General features: G+C 70.9%; 16 protein-coding genes. 3 read left to right on the top strand and 13 right to left on the bottom strand.

Annotation, left to right across the window (positions count from 1 at the left end):
- Positions 1-220: 220 nt before the first annotated feature.
- Complete coding sequence (locus tag ACIPVB_RS01530; protein ID WP_400366363.1) at positions 221-2203, bottom strand: cytochrome c oxidase assembly protein; 1983 nt, start codon at positions 2201-2203, stop codon at positions 221-223.
- 76 nt (positions 2204-2279) lie between these two features.
- Positions 2280-2567 (bottom strand): HU family DNA-binding protein, encoded by a 288-nt coding sequence (locus tag ACIPVB_RS01535; protein WP_013584778.1) that lies wholly within the window; start codon positions 2565-2567, stop codon positions 2280-2282.
- A 361-nt stretch (positions 2568-2928) separates the two neighbouring features.
- On the opposite strand from ACIPVB_RS01535, the gene ACIPVB_RS01540 reads away from it, so the two are divergent.
- Together ACIPVB_RS01540 and ACIPVB_RS01545 are read left to right on the top strand one after the other, a co-directional pair.
- Positions 2929-4389, top strand: a complete 1461-nt coding sequence (locus ACIPVB_RS01540) for a helix-turn-helix transcriptional regulator (RefSeq protein ID WP_400366365.1) — start codon at positions 2929-2931, stop codon at positions 4387-4389.
- Entirely contained in the window at positions 4386-5912 is a 1527-nt protein-coding gene (locus ACIPVB_RS01545; RefSeq protein WP_400366367.1) for a LuxR C-terminal-related transcriptional regulator, read from the top strand. The genes ACIPVB_RS01540 and ACIPVB_RS01545 overlap by 4 nt, the downstream gene beginning before the upstream one ends.
- 61 nt (positions 5913-5973) lie before the next feature.
- Here the strand turns inward: ACIPVB_RS01545 and rpsN are convergent, their stop codons facing one another.
- The 11 genes from rpsN to ACIPVB_RS01600 form a co-directional block, all read right to left on the bottom strand.
- Entirely contained in the window at positions 5974-6279 is a 306-nt protein-coding gene (rpsN, locus tag ACIPVB_RS01550) for a 30S ribosomal protein S14 (protein WP_022878196.1), read from the bottom strand.
- A gap of 4 nt (positions 6280-6283) precedes the next feature.
- Positions 6284-6454 (bottom strand): 50S ribosomal protein L33, encoded by a 171-nt coding sequence (gene rpmG, locus ACIPVB_RS01555; protein ID WP_013584775.1) that lies wholly within the window; start codon positions 6452-6454, stop codon positions 6284-6286.
- Positions 6454-6690, bottom strand: coding sequence for a 50S ribosomal protein L28 (gene rpmB, locus ACIPVB_RS01560; protein WP_055832508.1), 237 nt, complete (start codon positions 6688-6690; stop codon positions 6454-6456). Before rpmB ends, rpmG begins: the two co-directional genes overlap by 1 nt.
- A 143-nt stretch (positions 6691-6833) precedes the next feature.
- Positions 6834-7625: a DNA-3-methyladenine glycosylase gene (locus tag ACIPVB_RS01565; protein ID WP_400368171.1), complete on the bottom strand. Its 792-nt coding sequence runs from the start codon at positions 7623-7625 to the stop codon at positions 6834-6836.
- A complete protein-coding gene (locus ACIPVB_RS01570; RefSeq protein WP_400366370.1) occupies positions 7622-9028 on the bottom strand; it encodes a hypothetical protein in 1407 nt (468 codons plus the stop codon). The genes ACIPVB_RS01565 and ACIPVB_RS01570 overlap by 4 nt, the downstream gene beginning before the upstream one ends.
- On the bottom strand, positions 9018-9875 hold the full coding sequence (locus ACIPVB_RS01575) for a DUF1980 domain-containing protein (protein WP_400366372.1): 858 nt from the start codon (positions 9873-9875) through the stop codon (positions 9018-9020). The genes ACIPVB_RS01570 and ACIPVB_RS01575 overlap by 11 nt, the downstream gene beginning before the upstream one ends.
- Entirely contained in the window at positions 9868-10911 is a 1044-nt protein-coding gene (locus ACIPVB_RS01580) for a permease (RefSeq protein WP_400366374.1), read from the bottom strand. Before ACIPVB_RS01580 ends, ACIPVB_RS01575 begins: the two co-directional genes overlap by 8 nt.
- A complete protein-coding gene (locus ACIPVB_RS01585; protein WP_400366376.1) occupies positions 10898-11311 on the bottom strand; it encodes a Fur family transcriptional regulator in 414 nt (137 codons plus the stop codon). Before ACIPVB_RS01585 ends, ACIPVB_RS01580 begins: the two co-directional genes overlap by 14 nt.
- 41 nt (positions 11312-11352) lie before the next feature.
- Positions 11353-12213 carry a metal ABC transporter permease gene (locus ACIPVB_RS01590; RefSeq protein WP_400366378.1) on the bottom strand — a complete coding sequence of 287 codons (861 nt, stop codon included), beginning with the start codon at positions 12211-12213 and terminating at the stop codon, positions 11353-11355.
- Positions 12210-13025, bottom strand: a complete 816-nt coding sequence (locus ACIPVB_RS01595; RefSeq protein WP_400366380.1) for a metal ABC transporter ATP-binding protein — start codon at positions 13023-13025, stop codon at positions 12210-12212. Before ACIPVB_RS01595 ends, ACIPVB_RS01590 begins: the two co-directional genes overlap by 4 nt.
- On the bottom strand, positions 13022-14023 hold the full coding sequence (locus ACIPVB_RS01600; RefSeq protein WP_400366382.1) for a metal ABC transporter solute-binding protein, Zn/Mn family: 1002 nt from the start codon (positions 14021-14023) through the stop codon (positions 13022-13024). Before ACIPVB_RS01600 ends, ACIPVB_RS01595 begins: the two co-directional genes overlap by 4 nt.
- Before the next feature lie 176 nt (positions 14024-14199).
- Between ACIPVB_RS01600 and ACIPVB_RS01605 the strand changes: the two genes are divergently transcribed.
- On the top strand, positions 14200-15714 hold the full coding sequence (locus ACIPVB_RS01605) for a CoA-acylating methylmalonate-semialdehyde dehydrogenase (protein ID WP_400366384.1): 1515 nt from the start codon (positions 14200-14202) through the stop codon (positions 15712-15714).
- Positions 15715-15772: the final 58 nt, after the last annotated feature.

The following is a 15772-nucleotide window of genomic DNA, read 5'->3' on the forward strand; positions in this document are numbered from 1 at the left end:
GCCGCCGCACGGCCTCCCGCCCCCTGGACACAACGGCAGGCCCTTTCACCGACGCGCCGCCGCGCGGCCTCCCGCCCCCGGCGTGTCGCCCGAACCCCCGCCGTTGTGCGCGGCATCCACCCTCGGCGTGTCGCCCGAACTCCCGCCGTTGTGCGAGGCATCCACCCCCGGCGTGTCGCCCGAACCCCCGCCCTAGTGCACGGCGCCTCGGGAGCCCGGATCAGCCGCGGCGCTCCGCGAGGCGGGCGTCGCGCGCGGCGAGCCGGGCGAGCTCTTCGTTGTAGGCGTCGAGTTCCAGGTCGCCGACGCGGTCGACGTGGCGGTCGCGACGCTTCTGCTGCCGTTCGTCGCTGCGGCTCCACTGGATCGCCACCGCGATCGCGAGGATGAGGGTCGGGATCTCGCCCACCGACCAGGCGACACCGCCGCCGACGTACTGGTCCTGCAGCGGCGTCGCGCCCCAGGTGCGCCCCATCGCGCCGAACCACTCGGCCACCATCAGGCCGGAGTTCATCATGATCGCGATGCCGAAGAAGGCGTGCATCGCCATGACCGCGATGAGCACCAGCAGGCGCAGCGGGTAGGGCAGGCGGTAGGGCACGGGGTCGATGCCGATGAGACTCAGCACGAACAGGTACCCCGTGACGAGGAAGTGCGCGACCATCCAGATGTGCCCGACGTGGTCGTAGAGCGACCAGCGGAACAGGTCGGTGTAGTAGAACGCCCACAGCGAGCCGATGAACAGCCCCGCCGCGACGTACGGGTTGGTCAGCACTTTGGCGACCGGGTTGTGCACGGCCCACAGGATCCACTCGCGACCTCCGCGCGTGCCGTCGTCGCGCTTGCGGATCGCCCGCGCCGCGAGCGACACCGGGGCGCCGGCCACGAGCATGAGCGGGATCGCCATCGACAGCAGCATGTGCCCGATCATGTGCATGCTGAACAGGTAGTCCTGGTAGACGTTGATCGGTCCCGACGTGACCCAGAACACCCCGAGCATGCCCAGGACCCACAGCACGGTGCGGGCGATCGGCCACGAATCGCCGCGACGCAGGAGACGCCAGGCGCCCGCGAGGTAGAAGAACACGCCGAACGCCACGACGAGCGTCCACAGCAGATCGATCTCCCACGCGGTGAACCAGCGCTCGAAGGTCAGATCGGGGGGCAACGGCGCACCCGTCAGCACCTCGGCGGGGGTGCGTCCGACCAGCGGCGCCTCGACGGGCGGGGGCGTGCGGGCGAGGGCGGCGGCGACGCCGCTGGCGACGCCCATGAACACCAGCTCGAGAGAGATGACGCCCCAGAAGCGGCGCGAGCCGGGCTCGTCGGCCATGCGCGAGATCAGACGACGGCGGTACCAGGCGCCCAGGACGCCCATCGCGAGCAGCGCGGCGACCTTGACCAGCACGAGGATGCCGTACGCCGACCAGATGTTCTGCAGGCCGACGAGACCGATCGAGGCCCGCACCGTCCCCGAGACCGCGACGACGATGAAGGCGACGAGCGCGATGGAGGAGTAGCGCAGCAGCGTCTTCTGCAGGTCGGTCCGCGACATCGCGGGCCGCACGACGACCAGCAGGACGAGACCGCCGAGCCACACCGCCGCGGCGATGATGTGCAGCACGAGTGCGGTGACGGCGGCGTTGTGGCTCGCCTCGTCGCCCGCGTGCCCCTGCGTGCCCATCGGGATCAGCGACGCCAGCGCGAGGATCGCCACGATCAGGGTGGGCACCCACGAGCGCACGGCGAAGGTCAGCACGGTCAGCACCGCTCCGGCGATCGTGGTGATCAGCCAGGCGGGCCCGACCTCGCTCTCGACCAGGAAGCGCCCGAGCTGCTGTCCGAACACGGCGTCGAGGGTGGGAGAGGCGGGGATGACGTTGAGGAAGGTGAGGAAGCCCGTCACCGCGGCCGAGACGGTGAAGACCGCTGCGCCGATGGATGCCGTGTCCAGCGCGATCTCGAAGGACCGCTCGCCCGCGCGCAGGGCGAACAGTGCGAGCACGAGGGATCCGACCATGGTGGCGGCCGACAGGTTGACCACGACCGTGGCGATCGGCAGACCCCAGCGCACGAAGGGTCCGGGGTCGGCGAGCTGCGCCTCGGCGGCCCCTCCTCCGTAGGCCAGGCCCGCGACGACGGCGACCAACGAGACCACGACCAGGATGACGGGTCCCGCGACGCGGAGAAGTCGGGGATTCACCCCCACAGCCTACGTCGCCGACGAACGACGGAGGGGGGATGCCGGTGGCATCCCCCCTCGAAGGTTCGCGGTCGAATTACTTGACGGCGGCCTTGAGCTTGGAGCCCGCGGTGACCTTGACGCGCTTGCCGGCGGGGATGGAGATCTCCTCACCCGTCTGCGGGTTGCGGCCCGTACGAGCCGACGTCGCGACCTGCTCGAAGGCGATCCAGCCGGGGATCGAGACCTTGCTGCCCTTGGCGACCGCCTCGGAGACGGTGGAGAAGAGGGAGTCGAGCACGCCCGACACGGCGGACTGGCTCTGCCCGGTCGCGCTGGCGATGCTCGCGACGAGCTCGGTCTTGGTGATGGACTTGTCGGCCATGTGGTTGTCCTCCAGGCGACGACGCGCGTCGCCTCTCGTTACGCGGACGAGGAGGAATTCTCCTCGGTGGTCGGGAGACCGCCTCGACAGTATCAACCGAACCGCGGAATTACGCGGATTCTGGCCGATTTGACCGGTTTCGCCACGGCGTGTCGTGCGCGAGACGAACATCGCCGGAGCGCGGAGCCGCCGACCGAAGGAGACGAGCGTCCTCCCGTCGGGCGGCGGCGGCCCTCCGCAAAGGCCGGCGCGGACCCGTCGTTGCCCGCGCGCGAGCGAGCCCCGGGGTGCGCACTAGAATGTCCGCCACGCGAATCCTCCACCGTGGACGAGGAGCTCCCGGCACGAACGGAGACCCGTCATGACATCGGCCCTGGACACCTTCGAGGTGGTGGGCGACCTGCGCGCCGCCGCCGCCCGCACGGCGGCGCGACTCGCACCGGGGAACGGACTGCCGCATCCTCGGGACCTCGCCCTGCTGGCGGAGTGCGAACCGTTGAGCGCCCCGCCCGTGTGGAACGACGCCGCCGCCCACGTGCTCGCCGCCCAGCTGACCGCGCGGGCACGTCAGGACGCCCTCGCCCTCGGGTCGGGACTCGTCGACCGCTTCTTCGACGACGTGCGTCTGACTCGGCCGGCGTCGATGTCGGCCGGCGCCCGCTCTCTGCTGTACTCCAGCGTCGCCGAGTACACCTGCAGTCTTGCGTTGGCCGACGTCGCGTCGCGGTTCGCGGACGAGGCGATGCTCTTCGCCGACACGGCAGGGCTGCGGTACCGCGCGCTGGCGACCGGTGCCTTCGCGGCGGGCTTGGACGGGGATGTCGACAAGACCGAAGAACTGCTGCGTCGAGCCGACGAGCTGTTCCGCGCGCAGGGGTGGCCGCCGACCGAACGCATGCTGGTCACCTTCTTCGCTCGGATCACCGTCGCGGCCGCTCGCACCGACGCCGCGGCACTCGAACAGATCGCGATCGATCTGCGCGCGACCCAGCCCGGCGACGGGTTCTGGGACTTCACCGCGGGGATGGCGGACGTCATCGCGCGACTCTTCCGCGGTGACATCACCAGCGCCCTCGCCGGGAGCGCCCACCTGCTGCACAGCAGCGGCATCCACAGCAGTTGGCGCGGATGCCGATTGCACGTCGTCTGCATGCACGCCGATCTGCTCGTCGCCTGCGGACGGCTCGACGAGGCACTGGCCCTGCTCGCGCCCTGGCAGAGCCCCGAGGGGCACGGGGTCTGCTTCCCGACCCACCGGGCCACCGTGCTCCTGCATCTGCGCCGCGATCGGGAACTCATCGCCGAGACCGACCTCTGCGCCGCCGACGAAGCGGGGCACAATCCCCGCACGCTCACCCCCCTGCTGGTTCGCCGCGCCCTCGCGTTCCAGCGTCTCGGAGCACATCGACGCGCCCTGCGGTGCATGGAGGCGGTCATCCTGCTGACCGAGCGCATCGGAGCGTCCGCTGTCCCCTTCCTCTCCCTTCCGCTGGACGAGGTGCGGCTTCTTCTCGACGCCGTCACGGCGGAGCGTGCGTCGGCACGCCCCGTCGTCGACGAGATCCTGAGCCTTCTCGACCACGCCGTCCCGGCGGTCGCCGACGGGTTCGAGAACGCCCTGGCCCTCGGTCTCACGCCGACCGAGCGCGCCCTCGCGTCGGCGCTGCAGAGCCCGTCGAGTCTCGCCGAGATCGCTCGCGAACGGGGAGTCTCGGTCAACACCGTCCGCAGTCAGGTGCGGTCCATCTACGTCAAGCTCGGTGTCAACGGACGCGCCGAGGCCGTCCGTCTGCTCACCTCCTCTCCCTCGACCGGACGATGACCCCCTGGCCGCGTCCGCGGGGCGACGATCACGACCCGGCCCCGGTGGTCGAGCTGCGGCGCAACGCCCCCGGCAGGCCGAGGGACCCCGCTGACGCGTCGCCGCAACTCGGAGCCGCTCTGCGTGCCGCCGCCGTCGCCACGTCTGCGCGCCTCGTGCCCGGAAGGGGCGTGCCGCTCGCTCGGCATCTGACCGTCCTCGCCGAGTGCCCGCTGCCGACCGCACCTCGCATCTGGACGGACGCCGAGGCCGTGACGGCCGCCGCGTGCTACTCCGCCCGGGCCCGGCGCGACGCCCTGTCCGGCGGTGCCGACATCGTCCGCCGCGCTTTCGACGGCGTCCGTCTGATCCGCCCAGCACACCTGTCGCCCGCGGCCCGATCCCAGCTGTACGCGGCCGCGGGCGAATACTGCTCGGCGGCCGGGCGACCGCAGATGGGGGCGCGGTTCGGGGCGGAGGCGCTTCTCTTCGCCGACACACCCGCTCTGCGCTATCGCGCTCTGACGGTGATGGCCCTGGCTCGCGCGCTGAACGGGGAGATCCACGCCGCCGAGACCACCGTCGAAGAGGCGGCGACGCTGTTTCGCGACAACGGCTGGGACGAATCGGAGGCCGGGTACGCCGAGATCATCGCGAGCGGGACGATCGCGATCGCGCGAATGGACGTCGAGAACCTGGCACGTGTCGCCGCGCGGCTGCGGAGGACGCACGGCGGCGACGCATACGCCGTGTTCTCGGCGGACGCTCTCGAGGTCGGGGCGATGATGTTCACGCGCGATTTCAGCGCGGCGCTCGCTGCCGGACGCAACCTGCTGCTCAGCGGTCGCCGCAGGAGCAGCCACCGCATGCTGAGGTATCTGGTGGTCTCCGTGATGTCCGACCTGCTGACCGCCCACGGCGACTATCTCGGAGCCCTCGATCTCCTGCGCCCGTACGAGAGCCCCGACGGGCACGGGGCGTGCTTCGCGATGCAACGCTCAGCGGCTCTGCTGGCTCTCGGACGTGAGCAGGAGCTGCTCGACGGCACCGAGGAATGCGTGTCCGCCGACCTCGACCACTGCCTGCGCACACTCGTCCCGGTGCTGGCGCGCCGCGCGATCGCCCTTCTGCGCACGGGCAATGAGAAGGGGGCGCGAGAGAGCATGCGCATGGCCCTGCTGCTCGTGGCCCGCAACGGCATGTCGGCAGCCCCGTTCCTGATGCTGCCGCGCTCCGAGACCGCATCGCTCGTCGACCACGCCCTCCGCTCGCACCCCGAGTTGGCGGAGCCCCTCGCCCCGGTGCGCCAGATGCTGCATCTCGTCACCGCGGGAGACGTGCGCGCGCCGTCCCGTGTCGTGCTGACGCCGACGGAGCGAGAGCTCGCGAGGCTGCTGCCCTCCCGGTTGACGACCGCCGAGATCGCCCGCGAGCGCGGGGTGTCGTCGAACACGGTCAAGAGTCAACTGCGCTCGATCTATCGCAAGCTGGAGGTCGCCTCGCGCGTCGAGGCGGTGCGACGACTCGACGAGATCGACGACTGACGAACGGCGAAGGGCGGGGGCTCCTGTCGGAACCCCCGCCCTTCGAACGGGTCTCTGGTGCTTACCAGGACGACTTGGTCACACCGGGCAGCTCGCCACGGTGGGCCATGTCACGGAAGCGGACGCGCGAGACGCCGAACTTCGTGAGGACACCACGGGGGCGACCGTCGATGACGTCGCGGCTGCGCACGCGCGCGGGCGACGCGTTGCGGGGCAGCTTCTGCAGACCCACGCGCGCGGCCTCGCGGGCCTCGTCGGTCGCGTTGGGGTCGACCAGGGTCTTCTTCAGCTCGGCGCGCTTCGCGGCGTAGCGCTCGACGACGACCTTGCGCTGCTCGTTGCGCGCGATCTTGCTCTTCTTAGCCATGTGCTTAGCGCTCCTCTCGGAAGTCGACGTGCTTGCGGACCACGGGGTCGTACTTCTTGAGCACGATGCGGTCGGGGTTGTTGCGGCGGTTCTTGCGCGTCACGTAGGTGTACCCCGTGCCGGCGGTCGACCGCAGCTTGATGATCGGACGGACGTCCTGAGCCTTCTTCGCCATTACAGCTTCACGCCCTTCGCCTGCAGGTCACGCACGACGGACTCGATGCCGCGTGCGTCGATGACCTTGATGCCCTTCGCCGAAACGTTGAGCTTGATGTTGCGACCCAGCGACGGAACGAAGTAGGTCTTCTTCTGCACGTTCGGGTCGAAGCGGCGCTTCGTCCGGCGGTGCGAGTGCGAGATGTTGTGACCGAAGCCGGGAACCGCTCCAGTCACCTGGCACACTGCTGCCATGGTGATGTCTCCTTCTGTACCGTGACACCGGACGGTGCCACCCAAGATCCCTTGTCTGCACCCCGTCCGAGCGCGGCGCGAGGCCGGGATCGGGATGTGGGATGCGAACTGCGTGCTGGAGTGCGCGCAGACAAGGGGTCAGTCTAGCACGGCGTGTCGCCTTGACCCCGCCGCGGAGCGCCCGCCCCGGCCGCGAGGTCCCCGAGCCCGCGAGGTCCCGCCCCCACGGCCACCGCCGGGGGATCCGACGCGCTCAGCCGCCCCCCCGCGGACGCCTCCGCGGCCCCGCGGCCCCACCGGAACGGCGAGACCGTGGCATCCCCCTCGATCCAGAACCGCCACGGGAACGCCGCCGTTCCCGCGACGCCCGCGACACCCACGCGCGGTCCGGTCGCCACGTGCGCGATCGGCTCGGTCGGCAGCAGCAGCCGAGCGCGCGCACCCGCCCGTTCCGCACCCGTGACCGCGTCGATGCCGTCGTGCACGGGATGCCGCAGCCCCACCGCGTCGCCGAGTCGTCCGGGGCCCCGGGCGAGGTCTCGGGCCGCGCGCACGACACCGCGACGCGCGAGTCGGCGCCGCTCGGCGACGTCGGCGCCCTCGACCACCTCGCCGCCGCGCAGGAGCACACCCCCGGCGACGCCGTCGGGGCCGCAGACCACGTTCACGCACGAATGGATGCCGTGACTCAGGTACACGTACAGATGACCGGGTTCGCCCCACATCGTCGCGTTGCGCGCCGTGGGCCCCATGCGGGCGTGCGATCCGGGGTCGGGTCGGTCGCCGGTGCCCCGCCCGTGATACGCCTCGACCTCGGTGAGGCGGACGACCACGCGCTCTGCGGCGACGATCGTCTCGAGCAGCCCGCCCAGCAGCGTCGGCGCCACCTCGACGGGGAGCGCGACGAGGTCCGTGCGGGTCGCGGCGCGCGTCACTGCGGCGGGACCTGACACCACGACAGGTTGAAGCCCTGCAGCGCGGCGATCTCCTGCCCGGTGTCGATCTCGACCAGGTGGGTCAGCAACCGTTCGGGAAGGGGCAGCTGGTAGCGGTCGAAGGGGTTGTCGATCGCGCGCGGCGCCACGAGCACCGCGGCGTAGCGTCCGCTCGGCGAGACGCAGGTCTGCAGCGCGGTGTCGGCGCCGGGCACCTCGAGCAGCGGACGCACCGCCCCCGCCGTGTCGACGTGCGCGATCACCGTCGAGCGCGAGACACCGTCGGCGCTGATGTCCGCGAACGAGCGGATGGTCCCGGCGCCCGCTCCGGGCACCGGGGTGGCCCGTCCCGCAAGGCCCGGCGGGTCGACCGGTCGCACCAGCTCCTGCTCGGAGCCGTCGGTGAGATCGATCTCGCGAATGCCCTCGAGACGCTCCACGACCGCCACCGACGAGCCGCGCGCGATGCCGTCGATCGAGACGGCACTGCCCAGCGGCGCGGCGTTGCCGCCCTGCGCGTCGGTGAGCAGCAGGCGCGAGTCGAAAGTCAGCACGAGCATGCTGTCGGTGTCGGGCACAAAGCGGTAGTCGGCGATGCGCACGTCGCCGCCGTTGAGCCCGACCTCGGTCGGGGGCGCGTCGTCGGCGGCCGACGCCGTGAACAGGCGGCTCTCGCGCCCGCCCGCGGCTCCGAGGTCGGCATCCGAGAAGGTGAAGCCGATGCGCTCCCCGCGGTCGGCCGACTGCAGATTGGTGACGTAGCCCGGCCCGGGAAGGGCGATGTCGCGCTGATCGGTGCCATCGGGGTCGGCCACGATGACGCGCGCGGTGTCGCCGTCGCGCACCGAGACGACCAGGTGGTTCGCGGTCGCCCGGTAGTCCTCGATGTGCGGGTGCACGAACACGGGCAGTCCCGCCTCGCCGGCGAGGTCGGTGCGGAAGATGGTGTCGCCCTCGGGTGTGCCGCGCTGCATCAGGTACGCCTGCAGCGGCGGTGTGCGAAAGGTCTCGGTCAGCGTCGACGAGGGCCCCGCACCCAGGCCGTTCACCCCGTTCACGGTGATGCGGTAGTCGGTGTCGTCGCGCAGCGGCAGGGTGAATCGCACGCCGACGCTGCGTCCGGCCGTGTCGACCGTGAACGGTGTCGCCGGTTCGACCTCGACCTGCGAGGGGTCGACGCTCTGCAGCGATTGGGTCGTGGTGAGGATCACCCGGGACCCGGATGCCGCGACGGCGGCCGCCGGGTCGACCTGCACGTCGGTGATGCGAGGACCCTGCGCCACCGACACGACCCCGCCGACGCCTCCGACGACCACGAGCGCCATCAGCACCGCGGCGAAGGCGGTCGCGAAGCCTCGTCCGCGCCGACGACGCGTCCGAGCGCGACGGGACTCAGTACTCATACGGGTCCGCCGGTTCGTCGATCGCGGCCACCTGCTCGGCCTGCACCTCGAGCCTGCCGTCGCCGCTGGAGCGCACGGTACCGGTCACCGTGACCCACTGCCCGGTGGACGGTGCGGCCCCGGTCGCCGCGATCGGCAGGCGCGCGGTCTGCGCGTCGATGACGCAGTGGGTGATCACGAGGCGCGTCAGGTCGAAGCTCGCCCCGTCGCCGCCGGGGGTGATGAAGCCCGTCAGCGTGACGGGCTTGCCGTCGAAGGTCTCGGGGTTGGTGGCATGGGCGAAGACCGCCGACCAGTCGCCGATGCCGAACTGCGAGGTGTCGCCCGACGCGGCGAGGGTCACCACGTCGCTGCCGGCGAACAGGGGCGGCGCCCCCACGTCGCGCGAGACCGCGAGCTCGGTCGACAGCGAGGCGGCCGGCGTGAGCAGCACGGCGACGACCGCGCCCGAGGCGATCAGGCCACCGGTGAACGCGGCGACACCGCCGGGCGTGAACCGCGGCCGGGCGGCGAGGTGCTCGTGCGCGATGCGGTCGTGCTCGTCGAGCGGGTCGGAGTGCGCGTGGTCGGCGTGGGCGAACGCCTCTCGGCGCGCTGCGGCGGCCGCCGGCGCGTGCCCGTGCTCGTGGTCGTGACCGTGATCGGCCTCGGCCCCCAACGGCAGGGCGAACGAGGCGATCGCGCCGACGAGGGCGACGACCGACATGCCCACGGCGAACCAGGCGGACTCGGGGTTGATGTACAGCGACATCCGTCCCGTGAGCCACAGCGTGATGGTGGTGATCGACAGGCAGGCGGTCAGTCCGACTCCCAGCCAGCGGGTGGCGAGCGCACCGGTTCTAGACAAGGAGGTTCACCACCGTTCCCAGCGCGAAGGCGAACAGCACCACCACGACCGTCATGCCCGCGAGCACGCGCGTGGTGAAGGTGGTGCGCAGCAGCGCCATCATCTTGAGGTCGATGATGGGTCCGACCACCAGGAACGCCACGATCGATCCGGGCGTGAAGGTCGAGGCGAACGACAGCGCGAAGAACGCGTCGACGTTCGAGCACAGCGACACCACGAGCGCGAGGACCATCATCGCCGCGATCGACAGTGCGGGATCCGAACCGATCGCCAGCAGCGCGCTGCGCGGGACGAGCACCTGCACCGCTCCCGCGAGCAGCGAGCCGATGATGAGCGCGGGCATGACCGACCGCAGCTCGACGACGAACTGGGCGAGGGTGCGACGCCCCCGGTCGCCGCGCTCCTGCACGACGATCTCGCACGTCTCGAGGAAGCGCTCCGTGAGCAGCTTGTCGGGATCGGGATGCCGGCTGTAGAGCCATCCGATCAGGTTGGCGACGAGATACCCGCCGATCAGGCGCGCCACGAGGATGCCGTCGCTGAACCCGAACGCGGCGTGCGTGGAGATGATGACGATCGGGTTCACGATGGGGGCCGCGACGAGGAACGTCAGCGTGTCCGACACCCCGAATCCGCGCATGAGCAGACCGCGCGCGAAGGGCACGTTGCCGCACTCGCACACGGGGATGAACATGCCCAGCAGCGACAGCACCGCCCGGCGCGCCCACGGTGCGCGCGGCATCCATCTCTCGATCGCCCCCGGCGGCACCCACACCTGCACGATGATCGACAGCAGCACGCCCAGGATGACGAACGGCAGCGACTCGATCAGCACGCTGAGCGCGAGGGTCAGCCCGTCCTGCGCCCGCGTGGGCAGCGGCTGCGCGAAGAACGCCGGGGCGAACGCGTCGACGAGGAACAGCGCGGTGACGACGGCGACACCCAGGCCCAGGGCGACGAGGGTGCGGGAGGCGCCCGTGCGGGGGGCGTCCGGGCGGCGACGGGTGGGCGCCGCGGTGCGACTACTCGTCGCCACGCTCGCGAGCCCGGGCGAGGGCGCAGTCTGTGCAGATGCCGAAGATGTCGACGACGTGCTCGGCCTCGCTGAAGCCGTGCTGAGCGGCGGTGCGCTGCGCCCAGTCCTCGACGTCGGTGGCCGCGATCTCGACGGCCTTTCCACACGAGCGGCAGATGAGGTGGTGATGGTGTCCGCGCGTCTCGCATGCGCGGAAGAGGTTCTCGCCGTCGGGGCTCTGCAGCGAGTCGGCGTCGCCGCGAGCGGCGAGCCCCGCGAGCGTGCGGTAGACGGTGGCCAGGCCGATGCCGGTGTTCTCGTCGCGCAGGGTGGCGTGCAGCGACTGCGCGCTCACGAACCCGCCGGCTCCCGACAGGGCTTCGCGCACGCGTTCGCGTTGCCACGTGTTGCGCTGGACCATGGCGGCGAGTCTAGCGAGGCGTTCGGTGAATCGGCTGGGTGCTAGAACGCGCGGGTCGTGCGGTCGCGCCGCGCGCCGATCAGGCGGCACGCGAGGTAGATCGCGAACGAGATCGTCGTGATGTACGGGCTGACGGGCAGGGTTCCCGCGACGGCCAGGAGAACTCCGCCCACGGCCGAGACGAAACCGAACAGCGCCGCCAGCACCGGGACCGACAGCGGGCCGGATGCCACGCGCATCGCCGCCGCCGCCGGGGTGACCAGGAGCGCCATCACCAGCAACGCACCGATGATGTGCACCGCCACCGCGACGATCAGGCCGAGCAGCAGCATGAACGCCAGCGACACGGCGGTGGTGGGAACGCCCCGCGCCGCGGCGGACTGCGGATCGAGCGAGTCGAAGCGCAAGGGCCGCCAGATGAGCAGCAGGGCCACCAGCACGACGACGCCGATCACGACGAGCCAACCGAGCTGCTCGCTCTGCACCGACACGATCTGCCCGGTGAGCAGACTGAAACGCGTCGAGCTGCGCCCGTTGTACAGCGACAGGCACAGGATGCCGACGCCCAACCCGAACGGCATGAGCACGCCGATGATCGAGTTGCGGTCGCGCGCGCGGGCACCGAGCACGCCGATGAGCCCCGCGGCGATGAGCGAGCCGACGATGGAGCCCGACACGACGTCGGCGCCGACGAGCAGGGCGACCGCCGCACCGGCGAACGACAGCTCGCTGATGCCGTGCACCGCGAACGCCATGTCGCGCTGCATCACGAAGACGCCGATGAGCCCGCCGACCAGACCGAGGACAGCGCCCGCGTAGACCGAGTTCTGCACCAGTTCGAGGATGGCGCCGTACTGGCCCACCCCGCCGAAGAGGGCGTCGCCGACGTCGGACCAGTTCATGCGTCGTCCTCGTCGTGGTGATGGTGGTGCGCGTCGTCGGCGTCCGGCGCCCCGACGACGATGAGCTGCCCGCCCGCGCGCACCACGTAGACGGGGGCGCCGTAGAGGGCCGACAGCGTCTCGGTGGTCAGAACCTCGTCGGGGGTGCCGAGCGTGAACCGCCCGTTCGCGATGTAGAGGATGCGGTCGACGCCCGAGAGAACGGGGTTGATGTCGTGGGTGACCAGCAGCACCGCGGCCCCGCGTTCGCGCCGGTGGCGGTCGATCACGCGCACGACGGCCTGCTGGTTGGCGAGATCGAGGCTCGTCAGCGGCTCGTCGCACAGCAGCAGGAGCGGATCGTCGGCGAGGGCCTGCCCGATGCGCAGTCGCTGCTGCTCGCCGCCCGACAGCAACCCGACCGGGCGGTTGCCGAACTCGGTGGCTCCGACGGCTGCGAGCAGCTCGTCGATGCGGGCCCGGTCCTTTTTGCGCGACAGGGGCAGGCCCGGACGATGGCCGTCGACGCCCATGCCGACGATGTCGCGTCCGCGCAGCGGGGTCTCGCGCGGCAGGGGACGCTGCTGGGGGATGTACCCGATGCGGCGGTTTCCGGCACGACGCACCGGAGCGCCGAGGGCCTCGATCGATCCGGAGCTGAGCCGTTCGAGACCCAGGATCGCGCGCAGCAGCGTGGTCTTGCCCGATCCGCTGGGTCCGAGCACGGCGACGAGCTCGCCGGGCTCGACCTCGAGGTCGAGCCCGGACCACAGCTCGCGGCCGCCGCGTTCGAGGGCGGCGTCGCGGATACGCAGCGGTGCGGCTGCGCTCACGCCGTCAGCGCGTCGCTCAGCGCCATGATGTTGCTCTGCATCCACGAGATGTAAGTCTGACCCTCGGGGAGCGTTTCCGTGAACTCGATCACGGGGATGTTCTTGGCCTTCGCCTCGTCCTCGACCTGGGTGGTCTCGGCTCCGCCGGTCTGCGGGTTGACGATCATGACCTTGACCTCGCCCGAGTCGATCAGCTGCAGCGACTCCAGCAGCGTGGCGGGGGGAACGTCCTGTCCCTCTTCGACCGCCTCGCTGAACTCGTTCGGGGTGGCGTTGTCCAGACCGGCCGCCTCGACGAGGTACACGGGGACCGGCTCGGTCACGAAGACCTTGGCTCCGGCATCCGTCGCCTCGATCTCGCCCAGCGAGTCCTCGAGACCGGCGATCTGCTCCACGAACGCCTCGGCGTTCGCGGTGAAGTCCGCGGCGTGGTCGGGGGCGAGTTCGCCGAGGTGCTCGGCGATGTCCTCGGCGACGTGCTCCACGGTGTGCGGGTCGTACCAGACGTGCTCGTTGAAGCCGTCGATGTGGTCGTGCCCGTCACCCTCGGCGTGGTCGTGGGTGTCGGCGCTCTCGCCCGGGGCGGGGGTCTCTTCGTGGTCGTGGTCCTCGGCGCCCGGGTAGTCGTGGTTGAACTCGACGGCGGTGATCACCGGCGCGGTCGAGCCGCTGGCCTCGCGGAGCGATTCCATGAAGGCGTCGTATCCGGCCCCGTTCTCGATGATCAGGCCGGCGTTCTTCAGCGTCAGCTGATCCTGCGCGCTCGCCTCGTACTCGTGCGGGTCCTGCGTGGGCGAGGTGATGATCGACTGGACGTCGACGAAGTCGCCGCCCACGGCCTCGGCGATCGAACCGTAGACGTCGGTGGACGCGACGACCGTGATCGTGTCGGGGGCGTCGGTCGACGACTGCGCCGAGGGGGAGGCGCCCGCGCATCCTGCGAGCGCGAGTACGGAAGCGGCCCCGAGGACGACGGGGGCGAGAATGCGACGGGTCATGTGAACACGTTAACGCTGATGATAACCGTTCTCAAACTCAGCCGCCGGTACATACGACACTCCCAGCGAGCGCTTCCCGCCCCGGGCCACCCGAAGTGACGAACTGTCCCGCCCGGGGTTCGAACGTGGCCGATCTGTCAGCCGCGAGCCGCGTCGTCGCGGCGTTTACTGGAGAGATGACCGACACCGACCTCCCCGTCATCGCGCACTGGTTCGACGGCGCCGCCACCCCCTCGGCGAGCGGGCGGACCGCCCACGTCTACAACCCGGCGACCGGTGCGGTGCGCGCGCACGTCGCCCTCGCCGACCAGACCGACATCGACGCGGCCCTCGCCTCGGCCACACGGGGCTTCGCCGCGTGGAGCGCATTCTCCATCGCCAAGCGACAGGGCGTGCTGTTCGCGTTCCGCGAGCTGCTGAACGCGCGCAAGGGCGAGCTGGCCCGGATCATCACCGCCGAGCACGGCAAGGTCGCCTCGGACGCGATGGGCGAGATCGCCCGCGGCCAGGAGGTCGTGGAATTGGCCTGCGGGTTCCCGCACCTGATCAAGGGCGCATACAGCGAGAACGCCTCGAGCGGCGTCGACGTGTACTCCCTGAAGCAGCCGCTCGGCGTCGTCGGCATCATCAGCCCCTTCAATTTCCCCGCGATGGTGCCGATGTGGTTCTTCCCCATCGCCCTGGCTGCGGGCAATGCGGTCGTGCTCAAGCCCAGCGAGAAGGACCCCTCGGCCTCCCTCTGGCTCGCGCAGCTGTGGAAGGAGGCGGGCCTGCCCGACGGCGCGTTCACCGTGCTGCAGGGCGACAAGGTCGCCGTCGACGGCCTGCTGCACGCCGACGAGGTGCAATCGGTCTCGTTCGTCGGCTCGACCCCCATCGCCCAGTACATCTACGAGACCGCGGCGAAGAACGGCAAGCGCGTGCAGGCCCTGGGCGGGGCGAAGAACCACATGCTCGTCCTGCCGGATGCCGACCTCGACCTCGTCGCCGACTCCGCCGTCAACGCCGGCTTCGGCGCCGCCGGCGAGCGGTGCATGGCCATCAGCGTCGTCCTCGCCGTCGAGCCCGTCGCCGACGAGCTCATCGCCAAGGTCACCGAGCGCATCCACGAGCTGCGCGTCGGCGATGGCGCGGCCGACGTCGAGCCCGACATGGGCCCCCTCATCAGCGCCGCCCATCGCGAAAAGGTGTCGTCGTACGTCGACATCGCCGAGGCCGACGGAGCGCGAATCGTCGTCGACGGCCGCGGCCACACCGTCGACGGGCACGAGGACGGCTTCTTCTTCGGTCCGACGCTGCTGGACGAGGTGCCTACGTCATCCCGCGCCTACACCGAGGAGATCTTCGGACCCGTGCTGTCGGTCGTGCGCGTCGCCTCGTACGACGAGGGCCTCGCCCTCATCAACCGTGGCGAGTTCGGAAACGGTACGGCGATCTTCACCAACGACGGCGGGGCGGCACGCCGCTTCCAGAACGACGTGCAGGTCGGCATGATCGGCATCAACGTGCCGATCCCCGTCCCGGTGGCCTACCACTCGTTCGGCGGGTGGAAGAAGAGCCTGTTCGGCGACGCCAAGGCGTACGGCGTGCACGGCTTCGACTTCTTCACCCGCGAGAAGGCCGTCACCAGCCGCTGGCTCGACCCCGCCACCCACGGCGGAATCAACCTCGGCTTCCCGCAGAACAGCTGACCGACGACGACGGATGCCGCGACCTCGGGCCTGGTACGGCCCCGGCGTCGCGGCATCC

The organism is Microbacterium sp. NPDC090007 (genome assembly GCF_044748345.1).
Lineage (GTDB): Bacteria > Actinomycetota > Actinomycetes > Actinomycetales > Microbacteriaceae > Microbacterium.